Source organism: Neobacillus sp. 204 (assembly GCF_046562815.1).
Classification (GTDB): domain Bacteria; phylum Bacillota; class Bacilli; order Bacillales; family Cytobacillaceae; genus Neobacillus.
The window spans coordinates 278,771-300,113 of record NZ_JBJORY010000004.1 but is presented as its reverse complement, the minus strand read 5'-3'; the positions used below and the strand labels follow the sequence as shown (position 1 = coordinate 300,113).

The window sequence follows — 21,343 nt, the reverse complement described above, 5'->3', positions numbered from 1 at the left end:
ATTCCCCCCGAGATTAATTCAATATAAAAGTGTTTCCCGTTCCCAAAAACGAACAAAATACAAAGAGTTACTTAACCAAGGATAAAAACATTACTGTAATGAATTCCCCTATTTAGCGATTACAACAGGTATTTCTATTAAACGCCTTCTTTTCGTTAACACCGCTCTTCTTAAATATTTAGACATTGGCTTTTCAATAAATATATAGACTAGACAGGATGAAATGACCGCTAATATAATCACGGTTACCATTGTAAAAAAGTAGCCTATTAAATTGATTATTCCTAACTTCATAAAAATTAAGATAAACATTTGCAGAAATGGTCCATGGGCAATGTAGATTGAATATGAAGCATCCCCTAAGAAAGAAAGCACTTTTGGGACTTTTCGCTCTTTTTTGTCTTTTTCAGAAATACCAAGCATCATGATCATGGAAAATAGACAAAAAAATACAGGGCCTTGTATGTCAATCAAACTGTATATATTATTTATCCAAACAGCCAAATATCCTAACATCCCTATCAATATCATCCAGGTTGAATATTTAAATGTATAGTTGAGGGTCAAATGTGCCACTAGACATCCAAATATGATTTCTAAACTGCTAAAGCTGATAAAAAACGAATGTTCTGAATAGGGAATGATTCTTAGCTCTATTAAAATGGTTACCACTATCCAGAATAAAATGATTGGTTTAAAGATTTTTGGTTTGAATATAAAGGCAGTAAACAAGATATAGAAAAACATCACATGACTTAGTGACCAAGTTGAAGCAAGAATAGGATTTGTCGGCAGGATAAGCATTGACTTAATAATAAGCTCCCAAGAGTATGCCCCGTCTATTGACGGAAAAATTAATGAAGCAGCTATTGCTAGCAGGGTAAACATCCAATATAACGGGTAAATTCTAATCACACGCTTCAAGAGAAATTCGCTTGTCTTTCCTGGAACACCAGCTTGCCTATGATATAGGTAATAAATCATAAACCCGGTTACAATAAAAAAGAAATCAACACCACCTGTCCTTTCCCATTCTCCCATATGAAACCAGTTGTACTTAAAATCGGTATAAAACAAAATATTCACATGACCTAAGAGAACAAATAAAATGGCTATTGCTCTTGAAATCTGAACGTATGAAAGCTTTCTTCTATCACTTTCCATGCTTTTCACTCTTTTCTTAAAAATCTTCCCTAATAACACCTATCTACAGTTTTTATGCCTTTGAATGTTTCTTTAAAGCATGGAGTGAATAATTAGCAAAGTACCATAATGCTGAGGGGATATTGATTTTTTCAACCTTCCTATATGTGTTCCACGTTTTCCGAGCAGATACTAGTTTGTTACTAGAGAGGGAATGTTCACACTTTCTATATATTGATAACACCTCATTCAATCCATGTGCATGGATTCCTCTCGATAGGATTGAAAGCCATAGTCCATAATCCTCGGAGCAATCCCGATGTAATGGCATCTGTACCCTCCCTACTTTCCTTTTATCCAGCATGACAGTTAGTGTACCGATCATTGTATTTTTTAATAGGCTTTTATATTCAATCCTAGCTGGTACTCGAAATACAACGTCCGTTCTTTCACCATCTTCAGTCATAATCCTATAATCAGTATAAGTAAAAGCAAGATTATTTTTTTCCATAAACAATAGCTGCCGCTCTAATTTTTGAGGAACCCAAAGATCATCACTATCTAGAAAAGCAAGATAGGTTCCCTTTGCTGTAGTAATGCCTATATTTCGAGCATAGGCAGGTCCGCCATTTTTTTGCAGTTCAATTAATTTGATTCTCGGATCGAGTTCCATTTCTCGTTTAACTATTCCTACCGTGTCATCAAAAGAACAATCATCCACGATAATCATTTCCCAGTTTTGAAAAGTTTGTGTTTTAACTGATTGTATAGTTTCAGTAATAAATTTCGAGGCGTTATAAGTTGGAGTAATTATAGAAACAGCCACTTCAGCTAAATAATCCATTCTTGACTCCCCCTTCTATTAAATGTTCAATGCCACAAATAACCCCTTACTAAAACGGGAATTTCAATGGTTAATTACTTTGTTTTGTTCCAACTTGTTTATTAACTTCTGCTCGCGAGTTTTACTTTTTTCCTTTACCCCTTGAGCTTGATCACGTTGAATAACAACTCTAAGCGTTTGAAATAAGATTTTCAAATCCAACGAGAATGAATAGCTGCGAACATACAATAAGTCAAAGCGTAGTTTATCTTCAACAGTAGTGGAATAGTTAGCAAGTACTTGTGCTAATCCTGTAATTCCTGGTTTAACTGTTAATCTAAAAGTATAGTCAGGGAGTTTTTCTTTAAATTGATTTATGAAATATTCTCTTTCTGGTCTTGGTCCAACTAAACTCATCTCACCTTTTATTACATTAAATAACTGCGGGAGTTCGTCGAGACGAGTAGCCCTAATGATCTTGCCAATTAATGTAATTCTTGTATCACCATTTATTGCCAATACTGGACCTGTTCTTTTTTCTGCATCTTGGATCATACTTCTAAATTTATAAATCCAATATGTCTTTCCATGTAAACCTATACGCTCCTGTTTATAAAGAGCTGGTCCCTTGGAAGTGAGTGGGATTAATAAAAATAAAATCAGGCAAAATGGGCTGGAAATAATTATTAGAATTAAAGAGACTATTACATCAAACATGCGTTTTATTATTTGATGCCACCGGCTAAATTTAGGAGGTTTTATGGAAAGTACTAGCATATCATCAATCTGCTGAGCCTCAGAAGATTGTACAAACAATTCCGATAATTGCGGAACCACAAATACCTCTTTTCCATATTTGATACAGATGCTTACAATGTCATCTTTTTTCTGTCCGCTAATAGTGGGACTTAGTAGAAAAATATCATATTTATTTACATATTCTTGTAGATATACCAAATTTGATAATGTTAAAAATCCGGATATTTCGAACCAGCCTTTCTCATGGTTTAGGAATTTGTCAGCTAAAGTCAGTCCCATTTTTTCGTCTTCACAGATAATGATTACTCTCTTATTTCCGGATAATTTCTTACCGACATACCATATACCTACTCGTACACCTATCAATAGAATAGTTTGAATTAGAAATGATTCAATAATAAAGCTTTTCCTAAAGGATAGGAGAGGCGTCCATATTGAAACAATTGAAATGAAACTAGAAAATACAATCATAGATAAAACAACTGAATAAATTAGATTGTGTATACTTTTACGACGCCAATCTTTATATAAATCAATAAGATAAAAACAGAGAAAGGCAGGAGCTGAAAGTACTATCAGCCACACTTCATCTAATATGGGTCCTTTAATTGGGATAGAAAATACATGATAGAACCAAATCGTAGCAGCATATCCTACATACACTAATGTGATGTCTAAAAGTGCAAGGAACATATTTACATAACGACCTCTATAGTTTTCATTCATTTCAATACTCCTTTATAGAAGGTTTATAGAAAATTATAGATAATATTTTTTATTAAGGTCGAATTTGTGCCCAATTGAGAACACGTAAATTAAGAAGCACTACGAAATAATACTTAGGGAGATTAGTTACATTTCCAGTACTCCTGTAAAGTATTGCTAACCATTTGATCTAGTGAAAATTCCTCTTCTACTTTTTTACGGGCATTTTCAATACATTGGTTCCAGACCTGTTCTTCAGATTCTATAAATAAAATTTTCTTACAGAAGTCATCTACTGAATGATTATATATTAGAAAACCAGTCTTATTTTCAATAATAGCTTCCTTAATCCCTCCCCGATCAATAGATATAATCGGAGTACCAACTGCCATAGCTTCTAAAATAACCATTGGAAATACTTCGCGATAGGACGTTAAAAGTAAGAGATTCATACTTTTAATAAATTCCTCAGGTTTATGAACGATCCCCACCATCTTTATCCTATGAGATAGATTTAGAGAACGGATGATGTTTTTTAGTTTTTGGTATTCTGGACCATCACCTGCAATATAAAACATGAGATTCGGAACGTCTCTAAGCTGGTGTGCAATATTAATAAATAACTCATGATTTTTTTCTTCTGATAATCTTGCTAATATACCAACATTAAAAGTTCCCCCTTTTTCTTTTCTATGGAAAACAAACTGTTGTAAATCAACACCATTGTAAACTGTTGTAATTTTGTTAGGCTTTATTCCGGCATTTACAAGATTAAATTTTTCAAAATCACTAACTGTGATAATCCTGTCAACATATTTATTTAATAAATGTGAGAACAAAAATCGATTTTTCTCCTCTAGAACCGTTACATTATGTTTAGTGTAAACAATTTTGAAATTTTTTTTAGTTAATTTTTTAATAAATATAAAATACAAGACCATCCTCAAACTATTCGCGTGAATTAGGTCTATTTCTTTAGTTATCAATATTTTTTTCAGCTTTTTTATATTCTGTAGATGCTTAGTTCTACTTATCTCGCTAAAGCTGTTTTTATGTTTGATTTTCTCATACAGCTCTCCAGAGCCGGCAGCATAGTGAAAATTTATGTTAGGGTCATGTAATTGATTCTCTAATTTACAAAAATACATTTCTGCTCCACCAAAAATTAGCTTATCTGTTATGACTAAAATGTTCATGCTTTCCATCACTTCCTTTGAAACTTAGTTCAACTATATTCTTTGTTTAAGTGAAGTTAAGACCGAAAGAATATTTATCATCTTCGCTTTATTTCGTAATTCCTGCTTTTCATTATGCAAATAGGTAGATAATATCGCTAAATACAAAAAGAACATATCGTTAATAATCACCGAAAGGAAACCCATTTGAAGTATTACCCCGATAAAGGTAAAGAATAGATATGGTTTATTTTTAAGTGTCCTACTTTGTATTAATTGTACAAACACTAAAATGATAAATAGGAAAAAGCAAGAAATACCTAATAAACCAGATTCTGATAATATCTCTAAAAATGTATTATGAACTTGTAGTGTATCTCCAAATTGAAATGAATTGTAAGCAGGAAAGTTAAATGCTCCAATCCCAACAATTTTATGTGAAGCAAAAAAATCCCAGGCTCTTCCCCATAATTCTAATCTCCCACTTCCACCATCCGAGGACAGGTCTTCTATTCTAGATGCTAAGATCCCATATATATCGAATTTCAAATGAACAATTGCAATGTACAGACTGACAGATAAAGCAGCTGTGATACCGACCAGCAATTTTATACGTTTTAATGGATTATCTTTCAAAATATATATAAAAAAGATAAAGGCCATTATTAAAAGTCCGCCTCTTGAAAAAGTCAATAAATTCGTAATCAAGCAAAGTGTTAATCCTAGTTTGTTTTTTAAAGTATTAGAATTGCATAAGTAATAGCAAAAAAACAAAGTATTATAAAAAACAAAAAAATTAGGATCCTGTATCAACCCGATTAATCTGGGGTAATCTCGATCTAACATAACACCGAATTCATATATTCTGTCGCCCTCAAAAACAAATCCCACACTTTTTAATCCTATAAAATAGAGGACCAGACTAGCTAAATTAAAGAGGATTCCTACATCTGAAATGGCCCTTTCAACCACCAAATCTTTTGAACTTGCAATAATGGACTTAATAATAAAATAACAAGATATATATAGGACTATTCCTATGAAAATTCTAATACTTGAGGCTGGATATAATGAAAAGGCTCCAGTAAAGCTATACATCAAATAAAATAACAACATCGCTACTTCAAACATATGAAGCCTATAGAAGGAGAAGGAGCCGATATGAATGAATAAATACAAAATAGAAAAGATCAAATAAGGTTTTATTGCAAACCCAACATAAATGTAGTAATTTGCAAGAGTTACCAGTAAAAAGAGAAAGAAGATCGTGAAGTTGTATTTATTAGATTTTGGAACAATATTATTGCCCATCTTAAACCCCCTGGGATTTCTTGGCCTTCCATTTATATCTAATTATCCTTATTTTTAGATAATCATAAATTATATTCTTAAATTCTTTATCTATAAAAAGTACTAATACTAGTAGAAGGAAGTTAAATACAACAGCTAAAAGTGGATGGGAATTAAGAAAAAATTCAATACTACCTAAACCAATGATAAAAAAGGATAAATATGGACATATTGCTTTTTTTGCAATAACCCAACGATTTGGAATGCAAATCCAAAATCCTACTAGGGCAATTCCTTCAATCATAACACCTGTAAAAGCTGCTCCAGTTACACCAAACGACTTACTTAAATACAAATATAGAATGCCACCCGAAATTACTGCAATGGATTGAATAGTAGTTCGAAGTGATTGTAATCCTCTTGTTGTTAAACCGTCTGCTAATGCAATATTAATTGCCTGTAAAGTTAGCATTAAAGATAAAATTTTCAGTGGAAAAGATGCAGAAATCCACTTATCACCAAACAGCAAATGTATTACAACATTGGACATATAGAAAAAAGGAATTGTCATCGCCATTCCTACCAATGCCATGATTTTGATAAGAGATATGTTGTATCTTAAATGATCGTCTAATAGATTATTATTAAAAGACCTAAATAGTACAGGGTAATAAGCTCCAGCAATAATAAATGGGATTTGCTGTAATGCTTGAGGAATTCGATAAGCTACTGCAAATAATCCAACTTCTTCTAGGGTTACAGTCTTTTCCAACACAAGGGGACCTAAATGAGGAAGCATCACAAAAAGCAATCCACCTAAAGTGAATGATCCTAAATTTTGTAAAAGTCCTTTATGAAATTTACTTTTCAATCGAATTTTAACGTTTCGACTTACTAGATAGACCCCAAACACACCTCCGGCAAAATAAGATAGTCCATATAAAGTGGTAATAATCAATGGACTTAGGCTAAAGTAAATCCCAACAGATAGGGTGAGAACTAAACATACAGAAGAAAGAATCCGAATCATTCCATAATATTGCATTTTCTCAATCATTTGAAAAAATGTTGTACCGATACTTTGTAGCGCAATTCCTAAAACCATCGGAATAACTAAGTAATAAGCGGTTTGTATTAACTCTTTATTTCCAGAGTTTGAAATATGAATAACGATAAATCCAAAGATAAATGTAGCAAAAAGTAAAACCATTCTCATTTTCACATAAGAGGAGATTAGGATGGATATATCCACCTTCTTCTTAGAACCCTCCCTTAAGACAATGGTACTTAGTCCAGCATCTGTAAAATATCCCATAATCATTGCAAATGCTAACACTACACTAAACATTCCATAATCGTACGACTTTAAATAATAGGCTAAAACGATTAATGCCGTAGCATTTAAGACACTAGATAATGCTGTACTATAAAATAGATGTAAGATATTCTTAGCGATTGAATTTTTCTTTGATTCCCTCATCGAAATAGCCACCTTATTATGAAGCCTGATCACCAAGATTAACTGCCTACTATTATCCTGTTTGATAAATGACCCCTACGATTCTATTGTTTTTTCTATCTAAGTAATCTTTTGTTTGAAGTACATCTTCTTTCTTCGTTTTATTTTCTTTCACCACTAAAATAACACCATCACATTGATTTGCTAGAATATGAGAATCTGATGCTGTTAAAAAAGGAGGTGCCTCAAGAATTACCACATCAAATTCCGCCTGACATCTTGCTACGAACTCTTTAATTTTACTTGTTATCCATATTTCCGTTGGATTTAAAGGAATCTGACCAGTAGGCAAAACGAATAGCCCTGGAACAAAGGTCTCTTTAATATGAAGGGCGAGGTTTTCTTCATCTAAAATCACATTTGTTAATCCATTCTCATTTTTTATCTGAAACAAATTGTTTAAAGAAGGTTTCCGTATATTGGCATCTACTAGTAGTACCTTTTTCCTTTGCTCAACAAAAGCAATTGCTAATTTAGAAGAGATGATCGATTTTTCCTCCTCATTACGGGGGGACGTTATCATTAATAATACCGATTCACTAACAGATAATTGATCTATATTCGTACGAATCATTCGGATTTGTTCTGTACTGATTAATTCTTCATTAAGCTGAAGCCTTTGCATTAATTTTTTGGTTTCATCCCTTTTCCTATACACTGATCTGTCCCTCCTTAATTTCATTTAAGATGGCTTCCTGACGCTTATTCCTTTTGCTTCTATTCATAGATTTTCTTTTTTTAGTTTTTATATTAATCTCGCCTAAAACTGGTAAACCCACAATCGCTTCAATCTCTTTAACATCTTTAATCGAATCGTCCCAATACTCTCGAAACATTGCAAGGCCTACTCCTAGAAAAATTCCTACCACTACACCAATTGCGACGTTTAGAGACAAACTCCCAACAATCTTAATCGAAGGATCCCCATCTGTATTACTTAATAGCTTTATATCTCTAACATTAAACATCTCATACATTTTATTAACAGTTGTTTTAGCAATAGTATGGGCAAGCTTCTTGGTATTTTCCAAATCATGATCTCTTACCACCACATTGACAATTTGTGAATTTCTGTTGTTTTGTACAACAATCTTTTCCTCTAATTCGTCATCATTGATATTAAGCTCTTTTTGAACAGAATTTAGTACGATTGGACTTTTTATGAAATCAATAGTCGATGCAAGCAGCATACTAAGTTCTTGGGTATCACTATAATTACCCTCATCCTTTGTAAGCTTGCCAATTAGAATATTTTCAGTAGCTTCATAAGTTGGCTTTAATAAAAAAAGGGATAAACCAACAGTCAAAAGAGATACACATAATACCGTAAGAATAATGGTTACTATTCTCTTTCTAATAATACGAAGAAACTTTTTTAGATCTATTCTTTCGTCCATGATGACCTCCAAAGTCTTAATTTTTCAGTTTATGCTATTTGAACTTAGTTCTTTTGTTAAGTAATTTCTTTATATCAAACACTCAGAAAATAGTAGTCATTGTATTTTATTTAGAATTCATTGCGTCTTCTTCCGGTGAAGAATAATAATTATGTACGCCTTGATCTTTAATAAAGTTTGACCCTATATTCGAATATAATCTATTTCTTGTAGACTCTTTTGAAAATTCTATTATTGGTTTATTGCCCTTTAATATATGAACGTCCCATATTAAACCATCAAATTTATTATCAGAGCCGCTTACTGTTATTACCTTCTTAGTATATTTAGATACTTGAATTTGAAGACCACTGAAATCATTACCAGAACTTTCATTTGGAACACTCATCGAGCTATTAATATCAATACAGCTTATACAATCATCCAATGTTAAATTTATAAATCGATTGCCATTAATAAAGCTATATTTATGACTTTCCTTTGGCTTATCAGCTTCCAATTTGACACCGGTATGAAATCCTGCAATTCTCAAATCAGTAAAATTTACAAAACTAATGAAATGACCTGGGCCGCCAGCATAAAGATGAAGACCTGTACCCTTATGTGAACCGCTAGTGTTTAAGATTGTAACATTTTTAATTCGGGTTCTATCCCATGACCAAATTTTTTGAATGCCGTCTAAATAAATTACATCTGATTCAAAGTCAGGATCCATAATTTCAATAATTCCATTTGAGATCGATGCATTTTTTTTCACTTCAATTGCTCGGAAACTCCCTTCTATTCTTAGCCTTGTATTTTGACCAAATTCTAATTCAACCCCCTCTTTTATAACTATTCCTTTCTTTAGGATATAAGACTTATTTCCACTAAACTTTACCTTTCCAATTTTCGAATCATAGCTATGATTTATTGCTTCCTGTATGGATTGGAAATCGTCTTTCGAATCTTCACCATTAGCACCAAATTCATCCACATTCACATATGAGTAGTCTTTATTATTCATGGTTATGTTTTCTACTGCCTTAAACAAAAAAAGAAGGGCTCCAATAAAAAAAATGGCTGAAAAATATATTATTTTACTTCTTCTACTCATAATTTTCTCCTAACAACATCGTATTTGGCGTTTTATAGTGATAATTGAAGTATATTTGCCAATCCTAGTAAAATTACTCAAATCTATTTCAAAAAGTTTCAATTATCCACTTTTGCTATTAAAAACTTCAGCCTAATACTTTTGTAAGTTATTTATTAAGAACAAAAATAGACATAAACTGATTTATTTATAAAATAAATTGACACTCCCCCCAATTTGTAGTAAATTTTATAAATAATCTAAATATTAATTTTCTTATCAAGAGAGGTTGAGGGAATGGCCCTGCGACACCTCAGCAACCATCAGTGGCATGTCCATTGAAAAGGTGCTAAGTCCTGCAAATTATCAGTTAATTTGCAAGATAAGAAGAATGACTTTTTGGTCGTACTTACAAAAGCCTTCTTCTTATAGAAAAAGGCTTTTTTTATTTATTAATTTACTAAACAAGGAGTGGTCGACATGTACAAAATTGATACGAAACTTGCCCAAATTGGAAACCGCAGCGAGACAACAACAGGAACCGTTAATCCGCCTATTTACTTTTCAACAGCTTATCGACATGGAGGAATTGGACAATCAACGGGATTTGACTATACCCGAACAGGAAATCCCACACGTCAGATCCTTGAACAAACCATCGCTGATTTGGAGTGTGGCGACAGAGGATTTGCGTGCAGTTCAGGGATGGCAGCCATTTTTACAATCCTTTCATTATTTCAATCTGGTGATGAATGGTTAGTAAGTGAGGATCTTTATGGAGGTACGTATCGCTTATTAGAGCAAGGCTATAAAAAATGGGGCCTAAAGTGTCAATATGTCAACACGTGTTGTCCGGATGAGATTGAAAGTAAGATTACTCCTCAAACCAAAGCAATCTTTCTTGAGACTCCCACCAATCCCCTCATGCAGCAATCAGATATTGCCGCGGTTTCAGAAATTGCGAAGCGTCACGGAATATTGCTGATTGTTGATAATACCTTCTATACTCCACTTTTGCAGCAGCCAATTGTACTTGGAGCGGATATCGTCATCCACAGTGCTACGAAATATTTAGGAGGCCATAATGACGTTCTGGCTGGACTCATTGTTGCTAAAGGCGAAAAATTATGTGAATCCCTCGCTCTTTATCACAATGGGGCAGGCGCTGTACTAAGTCCATTCGATTCGTGGCTATTAATGCGCGGAATGAAAACATTGTCACTACGGATGGAACGCCATGAAAAAAATGCAAAGGCGATTGTCGAATTCCTTGCTCAGCATGATGCCGTAACAGATGTCCTATACCCGGGACGTGGCGGGATGGTTTCTTTTAGAATAAAAGAAGAAGCTTGGGTAAATCCATTTTTACAGAATTTAAATTTAATCAGTTTTGCGGAAAGCTTAGGTGGAACGGAAAGCTTCATTACTTACCCAGCAACTCAAACACATATGGATATCCCAGAAGAGATTCGCATTCAAGCCGGCGTTTGCAATCGTTTATTACGCTTCTCTGTTGGAATTGAAGATTCACAAGATATTATTGAAGATTTACAAAACGCGTTCGCTAAAGTTCAGGAAGGAGTGATTGCATAATGTCACACGCTGAATATACCTTTGAAACCAGACTCCTTCATAATAAGCATAAAATAGATCCCACAACAGGAGCTGTTAGTGTACCGATCCAGCATGCATCAACCTTCCACCAATCGGACTTCGATCAGTTTGGCAAGTATGATTATGGCCGTAGTTTAAATCCTACCAGGGAAGCACTTGAAGATGTCATTGCTGAGCTTGAGGGCGGTATTAAGGGATTTGCCTTCTCATCCGGTATGGCTGCCATCTCGACGGCCTTCCTTCTGCTTTCCTCTGGAGACCATATTGTTATAACTGAAGATGTCTATGGCGGCACATTTCGGATGGTCACTCAGGTTCTTACTAGGCTTGGAATTGAGCATACTTTTGTTGATATGACGAATTTAGATGAAGTAAAACAAGCTATTCAATCGAATACAAAAGCGTTTTATGTAGAAACTCCATCGAATCCTTTGATGAAAGTAACGGACATTCAGGCGATAAGCAATCTTGCTAAGGAGACGGGTGCGTTAACATTTGTTGATAACACGTTCCTCACCCCTTCTCACCAAAAGCCGTTGGAGTTAGGAGCAGATGTTGTCTTGCATAGTGCGACGAAATTTTTATCAGGTCACAGTGATGTGGTTGCTGGACTTGCAGTCGTTAATGACGAAGACCTGGCGAAAAGATTAGGATTTTTGCAAAATGGCTTTGGGGCCATTTTGGGTGTTCAAGATGCTTGGCTCGTCTTAAGAGGAATCAAGACACTACATGTTCGATTGGAACAATCTCAAAATTCGGCTATTAAACTAGCAGATTTTTTAGAGGCACATCCGCTTGTTGAAAAGGTCCATTATCCGGGGCTTGAAAGTCACCCGCAATTCCATATTCAGAAGAATCAAGCAGCAGGTCCTGGAGCTGTTTTATCCTTTGAATTGGCGAACGAAGATGCGCTTCGAACTTTTCTAGCAAACGTGGAAATACCTGTTTTTGCGGTCAGCCTTGGAGCGGTAGAATCGATTCTTTCCTATCCGGCAAAAATGTCCCATGCAGCTATGCCTCAAGAAGAGAGAGAAAAGCGCGGGATTACCAATAGCCTTGTTCGCTTATCAGTTGGGCTTGAAAATCCCGACGATCTGATTAAGGATTTTTCGCAGGCACTAGAATATGTTCGTAAGAATCATTTGGTATTACAACAAGGAGAATCATCATGAGCTTTTTAGAAAAATTAAAAAATCAAATCTTAATCGCTGATGGGGCCATGGGTACTCTCTTGTATTCCTACGGTAAGGATAGCTGTTTGGAGGAATTGAATCTTTCCCAGCCAAACCACATCCAATCCATCCATCAAGCCTATATTAATGCCGGGGCTGATGTTATTCAAACCAATACCTATGCGGCGAACTACCTAAAGCTGCAGAGGTATGGTTTAGAGGATTATGTAAAGGAAATTAACAGTGCTGCCGTCCAATTAGCTAAACAAGCTGCTGCTGAAACCAATACGTACGTGCTTGGAACGATTGGCGGCAATCGAGGAATTAAACCCGATTCCCTTTCTATCGAAGAATTAAAACGCAGTTTTCGTGAACAATTGTATTGTCTCCTTCTGGAAGGAGTAGATGGGCTATTACTCGAAACTTTCTATGATTTAGAAGAGCTTGAGACCATTCTAACTATTGCTAGAAAGGAAACAAAACTGCCAATTATCGCACAGGTCTCCCATCAGGAGCCTGGATTTTTACAGGATCGTACACCTGTCAATGACGTCTTAAAACGACTTGAAGCTCTTGGGGCTGATGTTGTTGGACTTAATTGTCGTCTGGGGCCTCATCATATGTTATTGGCCTTGGAACAAATCGAATTACCTAAACATGCTTTTTTATCTGCTTACCCAAACGCCAGTCTCCCTGCCTATACAGATGGTAAATTTCATTACGAGGGGGATGCCGAATATTTTCGAAATTCTGCAAGAGCTTTCCGCAGCCAAGGGGTCCGGTTAATCGGGGGCTGCTGCGGTACAACACCAGAACACATTAAAGCCTTTGCTGCTGAATTAAAGAATAGTATCCCGATTTCTGAAAAAATAGTAAAATTAAGACCAAAGAGCATCATCGTTGATCGACTTTCTCCAGAAAGGGAGTTCACTCCCCTGCAAGAAATCGTAAAAGAAAGACCATCGGTGATCGTAGAATTAGACCCTCCTAGAAAACTAGATACAACTAAGTTCTTCGAGGGAGCCAAAGCACTGAAGGAAGCAGGAATTGATTCGATTACTTTAGCGGATAATTCTCTTGCAACAGTCCGTATCTCTAATGAATCTTTGGGATATTTGGTGAAAGAGAAATTAGGAATGCGCCCGCTGATTCATATTGCCTGCCGTGACCGCAATATTATCGGCTTACAGTCCCATCTAATGGGCCTTCATACGCTTGGGATGAGTGATGTATTAGCAATCACTGGTGACCCTGCAAGAGTAGGAGATTTCCCTGGAGCTTCTTCTGTTTACGATGTATCTTCTTTTGAGTTAATCCAAATGATTAAACAATTAAATGAAGGTTTATCTTTTTCCGGAAAGGATTTGGGACAAAAAACTGCTTTTAGCATTGCCGCAGCCTTTAACCCAAATGTTCGTTCCGTTGAAAAAGCGGTAAAGCGATTAGAGAAAAAGATACAATACGGAGCAGATTACTCTATCTCCCAGCCTGTTTTTTCGGAGGAAAAATTAATCGAAGTCTATGAAAATACTAAACATCTCGATGCACCTATTTATATTGGCCTTATGCCGCTGACAAGCAGTAAAAATGCCGAGTTCCTTCATAACGAAGTGCCGGGGATCAAAATTGCTGATTCAATCCGAAACCGAATGGCAAGCTTGAACGACAATCCCCTTCAAGCAGTGCGAGAAGGAATTGAAATCACCAAATCATTAATAGATACCGCACTGGATTTATTTAATGGTATTTATCTGATTACACCATTTTTACGCTATGAATTAACCGCTGAATTGGCTTTATATGCTCGTCAGCGTGGTAGTGAATTGAGGGGGAGCAACTATGCCGAAAACACCATTTACTGAACAACTCAAAAAACGAATCCTCGTCATGGACGGGGCGATGGGAACCATGATCCAGCAAGCAAATCTGACAGATGAAGATTTCGGCGGTGAGAAGTATGAAGGTTGTAATGAGCACTTGAATTTAACCGCGCCATCGGTCATTGCAAATATTCACCGGGAATACTTAGAAGCTGGGGCAGATATCATCGAAACCAATACGTTTGGAGCCACCAACCTTGTGCTTGATGAATATGAGCTAGGGTACAAAGCCTATGAAATAAATAAAATAGCTGCTTTTCTAGCTGTGAAAGAGGCATACAAATTTACCACCGATGAGTGGCCGCGTTATGTGGCAGGCTCGATGGGACCGACGACGAAAACGCTTAGCGTGACCGGTGGAACAACCTTTGATGAACTTTCTGCCGCGTACGAAGAACAAGCAATCGGCTTGATTGACGGCGGTGTCGATTTGCTCCTGCTTGAAACGAGTCAAGACATGCTGAATGTAAAAGCGGGATATGTGGGAATTGAAAAAGCGTTCGAAAAAACTGGCAAAACACTTCCGCTGTTTATTTCGGGGACAATTGAGCCAATGGGCACAACACTTGCAGGACAATCCATTGAATCTTTTTATATTTCTGTCGAGCATATGAATCCCGTTGCTGTTGGCCTAAACTGTGCAACAGGCCCTGAATTCATGCAGGACCATGTTCGTTCCCTTGCCGATTTAGCTTCGACAGCCGTCAGCTGTTATCCCAATGCCGGTTTGCCTGATGAAGAAGGCCACTATCATGAAACACCAGAAACACTTGCGAAAAAGCTGTCTGATTTTGCCGCACATGGCTGGCTTAATATTGTTGGCGGCTGCTGTGGTACGACGCCAGAACACATTAAGGCCATAGCTGAAGCGATGAAACAATTTCAACCAAGGGAAGTCAAATCATCCACTGCCCATATGGTTTCCGGTATTGAACCATTTATCTATGACGATCCAACGTTAAGACCGATTATGGTCGGCGAACGGACAAATGTTATTGGTTCCCGCAAATTCAAACGATTAATCACCGAGGGGAAATTTGAGGAAGCTTCAGAGATCGCCCGTGCCCAGGTCAAAGGCGGTGCGCATGTAATTGACCTTTGTCTTGCCGATCCAGATCGTGAAGAGATGGTTGACATGGAAAACTTCATTAAAGAAGTGGTCAAGAAAGTAAAGGCTCCCCTAGTGATCGATTCCACAGATGAGAAAGTCATCGAGCGGGCCCTTAAATATTCACAGGGAAAAGCCATTATCAATTCGATTAATCTAGAAGATGGCGAGGAACGCCTTGAAGCGGTTGTCCCATTAATTCATCGTTACGGTGCTGCTGTCGTCGTTGGTACGATTGATGAGAAAGGCATGGGGGTAACAGCAGAACAAAAACTAAAGATCGCCAAACGCTCTTATGATTTGTTAGTCAAGAAATATCATCTTAAACCACAAGATCTTATCTTTGATCCGCTTGTTTTTCCAGTTGGTACGGGTGATGCACAATATATCGGTTCCGCTAAGGCGACAGTCGAAGGAATCAGATTAATCAAAGAGCAGTTTCCAGAAGTACAAACGATTCTTGGGATTAGTAATGTATCTTTCGGACTGCCGCCAGTTGGTAGAGAGGTTTTAAATTCTGTCTTTCTCTATCACTGTACCCAGGCCGGCCTTGATTATGCGATTGTTAATACGGAAAAACTGGAGCGGTTTGCTTCCATTTCTAAGGAAGAAGTTCAGTTAGCCGAGTCCCTCTTATTTGATACGACAGATGAGACGTTAGCAACCTTTACTGAATTCTATCGCGGCAAGAAAAAAGAATCGAAAGTTACTGTTCCAAATATGAGTCTAGATGAGCGGCTGGCCTATTATGTAGTTGAGGGAACAAAAGAAGGATTACTTCCAGATTTAGATTTAGCCCTTGAAACCTATTCAGCCCCATTGGATATTATTAATGGACCATTAATGGAAGGCATGAAGGAAGTTGGCCGTCTCTTTAACGACAACCAACTCATCGTTGCCGAGGTTCTTCAGAGTGCTGAAGTAATGAAAGCTGCCGTATCGCATTTAGAACCACACATGGAAAAAGGCGATGTTTCTGCTTCAAAGGGAAAAATCATTTTAGCCACTGTAAAAGGCGATGTTCATGATATTGGAAAGAACCTCGTCGATATCATTCTCAGCAATAATGGCTATGAAGTGATCGACCTTGGGATTAAGGTCAATCCAACTGATCTAGTTCAGGCGATTCAGCGTGAAAAACCAGATATGGTCGGTTTATCAGGCTTACTGGTGAAATCTGCACAGCAAATGGTTTTAACGGCTCAGGACATGAAGGAATCAGGTATTGCCGTACCGATCCTCGTTGGAGGGGCGGCCCTTTCTCGGAAGTTCACCGATACGAAAATTGCCAAAGAATATGATGGACTTGTCCTTTATGCTAAAGACGCAATGACCGGTCTTTCAATTGCGAATCAATTGAATTCGGAAGAGGAAGTTCAGAAATTAATGCTAGAGAAAAATGAAAAATTAGCCTCTTTAGCTGTTCCTAGAGAGTTTGAGCGCCGCTCGACTGTTTCCGTTGCTGTAAAACCGAAGCCGGCGGTATCGACCCAGGCCCCCGTCTTTACGCCAATGGATACCAAGAGGCATATCCTTAAATCATACTCCCTTTCTCATATCGAGCCATATATCAATATGCAAATGTTGATTGGCCACCATCTTGGTGTTAAAGGGAAAATCGCGAAGTTATTAGCCGAAAAGGATGAAAAAGCGGTTAAAGTGAAGGAAGTAGTTGACCAATTGCTGACAGATTCGCGTGTGAACGGTTGGATTTCGCCTGCGGCTCTTTATCAATTTTTCCCAGCAAATGCGGATGGGAATAAAGTGATTATATTTAATCCGGAAAATCCAGACGAGGTTATTGAAACATTTGACTTCCCACGGCAGGAATCGGCACCACATCTTTGTTTAGCTGATTTTCTTAAGTCAGTAGACAGTGGTGAGAAAGATTATGTCGGCTTCTTTACAGTTACAGCTGGTAGAGGAATTCGTGAAAAAGCGGAGCAATTTAAGCAGGATGGACGCTTTTTAGAATGCCATGCCCTCCAAGCACTGGCTTTGGAGACGGCGGAAGGTTTTGCTGAGTTAATACACCGGCAAATGCGTGACCGTTGGGGCTTCCCAGATCCGCTTGATTTCAGCATGCAGGATCGATTTACAGCCAAATATCAAGGTCAGCGTTTTTCGTTTGGCTACCCTGCTTGTCCTGAATTAGAGGATCAAAAGAAACTGTTTAAGTTGATTCAACCGGAAGAGATTGGCATTCAGTTAACAGAGGGCTGTATGATGGAACCAGAAGCTTCTGTTTCAGCCATCGTGTTTGCTCATCCGGAAGCTAGGTATTTTAATGTGTCTAGATAAAGATTTTTAGGAGATTCCGCGGATGATTGTTTCCATCCGCGGAATTTTTTTGTATTGAGGTCCATTTTTGGTTATTCCGCCGAATGTTGGAAGGATTCCGCCAAATTTGGATGGGATTCCGCCTAACTGTGCAGGAATTCCGCCTAACTTCACTGGAATTCCGCCTAACTTCACTGGGATTCCGCCTAACTTCACTGGAATTCCGCCTAACTTCACTGGGATTCCGCTAAACTTCACTGGGATTCCGCCTAACTTCACTGGGATTCCGCCTAACTTCACTGGGATTCCGCCTAACTTCACTGGGATTCCGCCTAACTTCACTGGGATTCCGCCTAACTGCACTGGAATTCCGCCAACACTGTAATTAATTCCGCGAACTGGCTTCCCACCCTTTGACTCAGAGATCCCTCCTTGACATTTTCCAAAAAACGCACTATAGTTACCTAGGTAACTAATTTTAAATAAGTTTGAGGTGTGCTACATAAATGAATAGCCATGAATTATTCCATACGCTTCATCAACTCTCTCGTCATCTGACCAATACACTCAATGAGGCATTAAAACCTCTAGGATTATACGGAGCACAATGGTCCGTCATTTTTGTTTTAAAAACGAAAGGCTCCTTAACACAAAAAGAACTTTGTGATTATTTATTTGTTGAAGCTCCTCCAATGACACGCACCATTCAACGCCTTGTAAAACAAGGATACGTACGTCAGGTCCCAGGAAAAGACAAACGCGAAAAACTTATTCAATTAACAGATTTGGCATTAACCATGTTCCCTGAGTGGGAAAGAACGGTCCTTGAAACAAATCAGTCATTATTGAAGCATCTTCCCGAACAAACACAGGAAGAGCTTTTTCATTTCCAAAAAGGATGGTTAGCACAACTTTTATAAAAGGAGCGGATCATATGAACAAACCTAAATTATGGACGAAAAGTTTTATCAGCATTTCTTTAAGTAACTTCTTTCTGTTTTTAACCTTTTATGTTTTACTTGTCACACTTCCAATTTATGCAATCCAGGAGTATCACAGCAATGCTTCCGAGGCGGGTTTGATGACAACTGTGTTTTTAATTTCGGCGATTATCTCCCGCCCGCTTGCTGGTCAATGGCTTGAAAAAGCAGGTCATAAAAAGGTGCTGCTTACTGCACTGATAATATTCTCAGGCGCTTCCCTGTTATATTTTTTCCCAAAAACAATCATTGGTTTTTTGGCCATTCGTTTGTTACATGGAGTAGGTTTTGGGATGGCGACAACCGCTGCAGGGGCAATCGTGGCGGACCTTATTCCGATTTCGCGCCGTGGTGAAGGTATGGGTTATTTTATAATGTCGACGAATATGGCGATGGTACTAGGACCCTTTATCGGCTTAACTGCCATCCAGCAGTGGGGCCCGGAAACATTGTTTATCATCAGTGTTATCGTTGCCATCGGAGCCCTGCTCACAGGTTTAAGCGTAAAGGTGAAAGAAGCAGAGCATGCCAGCCATCCTGTTGTACATTCTGCCTTTTCATTTCGAAATTTTTTCGAAGCATCAGCCATTCCAATCGCAATTGTCGGCTGTTTTCTTGCTATCGTTTATGCAGCGCTTCTTTCATTCGTATCAGTATTTGCAACGGAAATACACCTTGGAGATGTTTCCTCCCTTTTCTTTGTGGTCTATGCGATTGTTTTATTAATTTCAAGACCTTTTACTGGAAAATGGTTAGACCTGTATGGTCCCAATGTGATTGTCTTTCCGTCCATCGTATTGTTTGCGATTGGGATGTTTCTCTTAAGCCAAAGCGGCAGTGCGGTCAGCTTTCTCCTGTCAGCAGGAATGATTGGTTTAGGGTGGGGAACACTTTTCCCAACCTTCCAAACGATCGCTATTCAAGAAGCTGCCCCTCGAAAAAGAGGATTAGCTACAGCTACTTTCCTATCAATCTATGATATTGGGATTGCATTGGGCTCGTTTGTGGTGGGCTTAGCGGCAGCAAAAATGAATTATAGCTCTCTCTACTTCTTATGTTCCTTTTATGTTCTTATTGGGATTGTGCTTTATTATTTCCTTCATACCCGGAAACAAGCATCGAGGAAAGAACATAACAAAACGGAGTTAAATAACGTTAACTCTTAATAATTGTTATATTCCCTTCAAAAATGGATAAATTTTGCGCCCATTTTTGAAGGCGATTATGTGCGATTCTATATTTATTGTTATATAATGGAACTCTACTTATGTTTAGAGGAGTGATTGTTGTGGCAAAATCTGAAGCCAAAAAATTACGTGAAAAGCTGAACCGTGAAGGTCGAATGAATCCAGCTGAAAAGCGAAGCCCGTTTGTTTTTACCGATATGAGAACAAGGACAACAAAAACGAAAAAGGACCATTTATATCAATTCAAACACAAGAACCATCACTCCGAAGCAGGAAATGATGGTTCTTTTTTATTTTGCAGCCAACGCTAATCGTTTGATTAATGCTTGTCTCTCAAGATATAGCCTTTGTGCTTCATTAAGTGCTATCTGTGAAAACTTGATCATGGTGTCAGGCACCGCTTGAGCTAATTTGGGGATATCCACCGAAATCACGGTGCCAATTCTCGAATAACCTCCGGTTGTTTGATGGTCTGCCATTAAGATGATTGGCTGACCGCTTGCAGGTACTTGGATGCCTCCAAGTGGAATGGGATCGGAAATGACGTCAGGACCTTTGCAATGCTCGAGCTTCTGCCCGTTTAACTGATAACCCATTCGATTGGATTGAGGAGAGATGCAATACCCCTCTGATAAAAATTGTCTAAGACTCTGTTCTGTAAACAGATGGTCGTGCGGTCCGAGCATTACCCGAATATCAAGCTGCTTTTTATAAACTGGAATCAAATCAGGATGGATGGATTTAAAAGGCTTACGAATTAGTGGAAAGCCTGATAACGTATCCTCTTTTTTTAAGGCACGCCCCTTAAATCCGCCTATATTTCCATTTATAAAAGTAGATTTACTATCTAAAACGGTTGGGACATCGATTCCGCCCGCAATAGCAATATAGGTTCGAGCACCTCTTTTGCACTGACCAACTGAAACCACCTGCCCCTTTGTTAAAACAAAGCTTTTCCACATCTGTACGGTCTGTCCATCCACTTTTGGTGAAAAATCACCACCGCAAATGGATATCTCCAAATCACATAATGCCTCTAATATAGGGCCAATAAACGAGGCTTCAAGCACAGCTTCACCAAGACTATTTCCCACTAATAAATTGGCTACTTGCATAGCATAAGGATCCATTGCACCTGCAGGACTGACTCCAAATTGCTGATATCCATATCTCCCTATATCTTGCACAGTTGTTTGCAATCCAGGCTTGATGACTCTAAAGATCGGCGTGGTCATT

At 37.6% G+C, this 21,343-nt stretch carries 18 protein-coding genes and 1 riboswitch; of the genes, 7 read left to right on the top strand and 11 right to left on the bottom strand.

All coding sequences use genetic code 11. The annotated features are described in order from the left end of the window. Window positions 1-108: 108 nt before the first annotated feature. The 9 genes from ACJ004_RS10870 to ACJ004_RS10830 form a co-directional block, all read right to left on the bottom strand. Window positions 109-1,164, bottom strand: a complete 1,056-nt coding sequence (locus tag ACJ004_RS10870) for an acyltransferase family protein (RefSeq protein ID WP_410892950.1) — start codon at window positions 1,162-1,164, stop codon at window positions 109-111. A 52-nt stretch (window positions 1,165-1,216) separates the two neighbouring features. Then, window positions 1,217-1,987, bottom strand: coding sequence for a glycosyltransferase family 2 protein (locus ACJ004_RS10865; protein WP_410892948.1), 771 nt, complete (start codon window positions 1,985-1,987; stop codon window positions 1,217-1,219). A gap of 63 nt (window positions 1,988-2,050) precedes the next feature. After that, on the bottom strand, window positions 2,051-3,451 hold the full coding sequence (locus tag ACJ004_RS10860) for a sugar transferase (protein WP_410892946.1): 1,401 nt from the start codon (window positions 3,449-3,451) through the stop codon (window positions 2,051-2,053). A 122-nt stretch (window positions 3,452-3,573) separates the two neighbouring features. Next, window positions 3,574-4,626, bottom strand: coding sequence for a glycosyltransferase (locus ACJ004_RS10855; RefSeq protein WP_410892945.1), 1,053 nt, complete (start codon window positions 4,624-4,626; stop codon window positions 3,574-3,576). A 33-nt stretch (window positions 4,627-4,659) separates the two neighbouring features. Then, on the bottom strand, window positions 4,660-5,736 hold the full coding sequence (locus ACJ004_RS10850; protein ID WP_410892944.1) for an O-antigen ligase family protein: 1,077 nt from the start codon (window positions 5,734-5,736) through the stop codon (window positions 4,660-4,662). Between the two features lie 181 nt (window positions 5,737-5,917). Continuing rightward, window positions 5,918-7,375 carry an oligosaccharide flippase family protein gene (locus ACJ004_RS10845; protein WP_410892943.1) on the bottom strand — a complete coding sequence of 486 codons (1,458 nt, stop codon included), beginning with the start codon at window positions 7,373-7,375 and terminating at the stop codon, window positions 5,918-5,920. Between the two features lie 52 nt (window positions 7,376-7,427). Beyond that, window positions 7,428-8,072, bottom strand: a complete 645-nt coding sequence (locus tag ACJ004_RS10840; RefSeq protein WP_410892941.1) for a CpsD/CapB family tyrosine-protein kinase — start codon at window positions 8,070-8,072, stop codon at window positions 7,428-7,430. After that, window positions 8,065-8,811, bottom strand: coding sequence for a YveK family protein (locus ACJ004_RS10835; protein WP_410892940.1), 747 nt, complete (start codon window positions 8,809-8,811; stop codon window positions 8,065-8,067). Before ACJ004_RS10835 ends, ACJ004_RS10840 begins: the two co-directional genes overlap by 8 nt. A gap of 106 nt (window positions 8,812-8,917) precedes the next feature. Beyond that, window positions 8,918-9,907, bottom strand: coding sequence for a pectate lyase family protein (locus tag ACJ004_RS10830; RefSeq protein ID WP_410892938.1), 990 nt, complete (start codon window positions 9,905-9,907; stop codon window positions 8,918-8,920). A 252-nt stretch (window positions 9,908-10,159) separates the two neighbouring features. Continuing rightward, window positions 10,160-10,275, top strand: a riboswitch (SAM riboswitch). 91 nt (window positions 10,276-10,366) lie between these two features. Here ACJ004_RS10830 and ACJ004_RS10825 point away from each other — a divergent pair. Genes ACJ004_RS10825 through metH form a run of 4 tightly spaced genes read left to right on the top strand, consistent with a single transcriptional unit; the run spans window position 10,367 to window position 17,961 of the window. Then, on the top strand, window positions 10,367-11,479 hold the full coding sequence (locus tag ACJ004_RS10825; RefSeq protein ID WP_410892937.1) for a methionine biosynthesis PLP-dependent protein: 1,113 nt from the start codon (window positions 10,367-10,369) through the stop codon (window positions 11,477-11,479). Further along, the gene (gene metC, locus ACJ004_RS10820; RefSeq protein ID WP_410892936.1) at window positions 11,479-12,672 is read left to right on the top strand and encodes a cystathionine beta-lyase; all 1,194 of its coding nucleotides are present in this window, start codon (window positions 11,479-11,481) and stop codon (window positions 12,670-12,672) included. Before ACJ004_RS10825 ends, metC begins: the two co-directional genes overlap by 1 nt. After that, window positions 12,669-14,534, top strand: coding sequence for a bifunctional homocysteine S-methyltransferase/methylenetetrahydrofolate reductase (locus ACJ004_RS10815; protein WP_410892935.1), 1,866 nt, complete (start codon window positions 12,669-12,671; stop codon window positions 14,532-14,534). The genes metC and ACJ004_RS10815 overlap by 4 nt, the downstream gene beginning before the upstream one ends. Further along, window positions 14,512-17,961, top strand: coding sequence for a methionine synthase (gene metH, locus ACJ004_RS10810; RefSeq protein WP_410892934.1), 3,450 nt, complete (start codon window positions 14,512-14,514; stop codon window positions 17,959-17,961). Before ACJ004_RS10815 ends, metH begins: the two co-directional genes overlap by 23 nt. 6 nt (window positions 17,962-17,967) lie before the next feature. On the opposite strand, the gene ACJ004_RS10805 is transcribed toward metH, so the two are convergent. Beyond that, complete coding sequence (locus ACJ004_RS10805; protein ID WP_410892933.1) at window positions 17,968-18,303, bottom strand: ribosomal eL19 family protein; 336 nt, start codon at window positions 18,301-18,303, stop codon at window positions 17,968-17,970. A 143-nt stretch (window positions 18,304-18,446) separates the two neighbouring features. On the opposite strand from ACJ004_RS10805, the gene ACJ004_RS10800 reads away from it, so the two are divergent. The 3 genes from ACJ004_RS10800 (at window position 18,447) to ACJ004_RS10790 (ending at window position 20,418) form a co-directional block, all read left to right on the top strand. After that, a complete protein-coding gene (locus ACJ004_RS10800; protein ID WP_410892932.1) occupies window positions 18,447-18,860 on the top strand; it encodes a MarR family winged helix-turn-helix transcriptional regulator in 414 nt (137 codons plus the stop codon). Window positions 18,861-18,874: 14 nt separating this feature from the next. Beyond that, window positions 18,875-20,086 carry an MFS transporter gene (locus ACJ004_RS10795; RefSeq protein WP_410892931.1) on the top strand — a complete coding sequence of 404 codons (1,212 nt, stop codon included), beginning with the start codon at window positions 18,875-18,877 and terminating at the stop codon, window positions 20,084-20,086. A gap of 122 nt (window positions 20,087-20,208) precedes the next feature. Beyond that, window positions 20,209-20,418: a hypothetical protein gene (locus ACJ004_RS10790; protein WP_410892930.1), complete on the top strand. Its 210-nt coding sequence runs from the start codon at window positions 20,209-20,211 to the stop codon at window positions 20,416-20,418. Here the strand turns inward: ACJ004_RS10790 and ACJ004_RS10785 are convergent. Then, entirely contained in the window at window positions 20,398-21,342 is a 945-nt protein-coding gene (locus tag ACJ004_RS10785; protein WP_410892929.1) for a 5-oxoprolinase subunit C family protein, read from the bottom strand. The two genes, ACJ004_RS10790 and ACJ004_RS10785, sit on opposite strands and share 21 nt — an antisense overlap. Between the last annotated feature and the right edge of the window lies 1 nt (window position 21,343).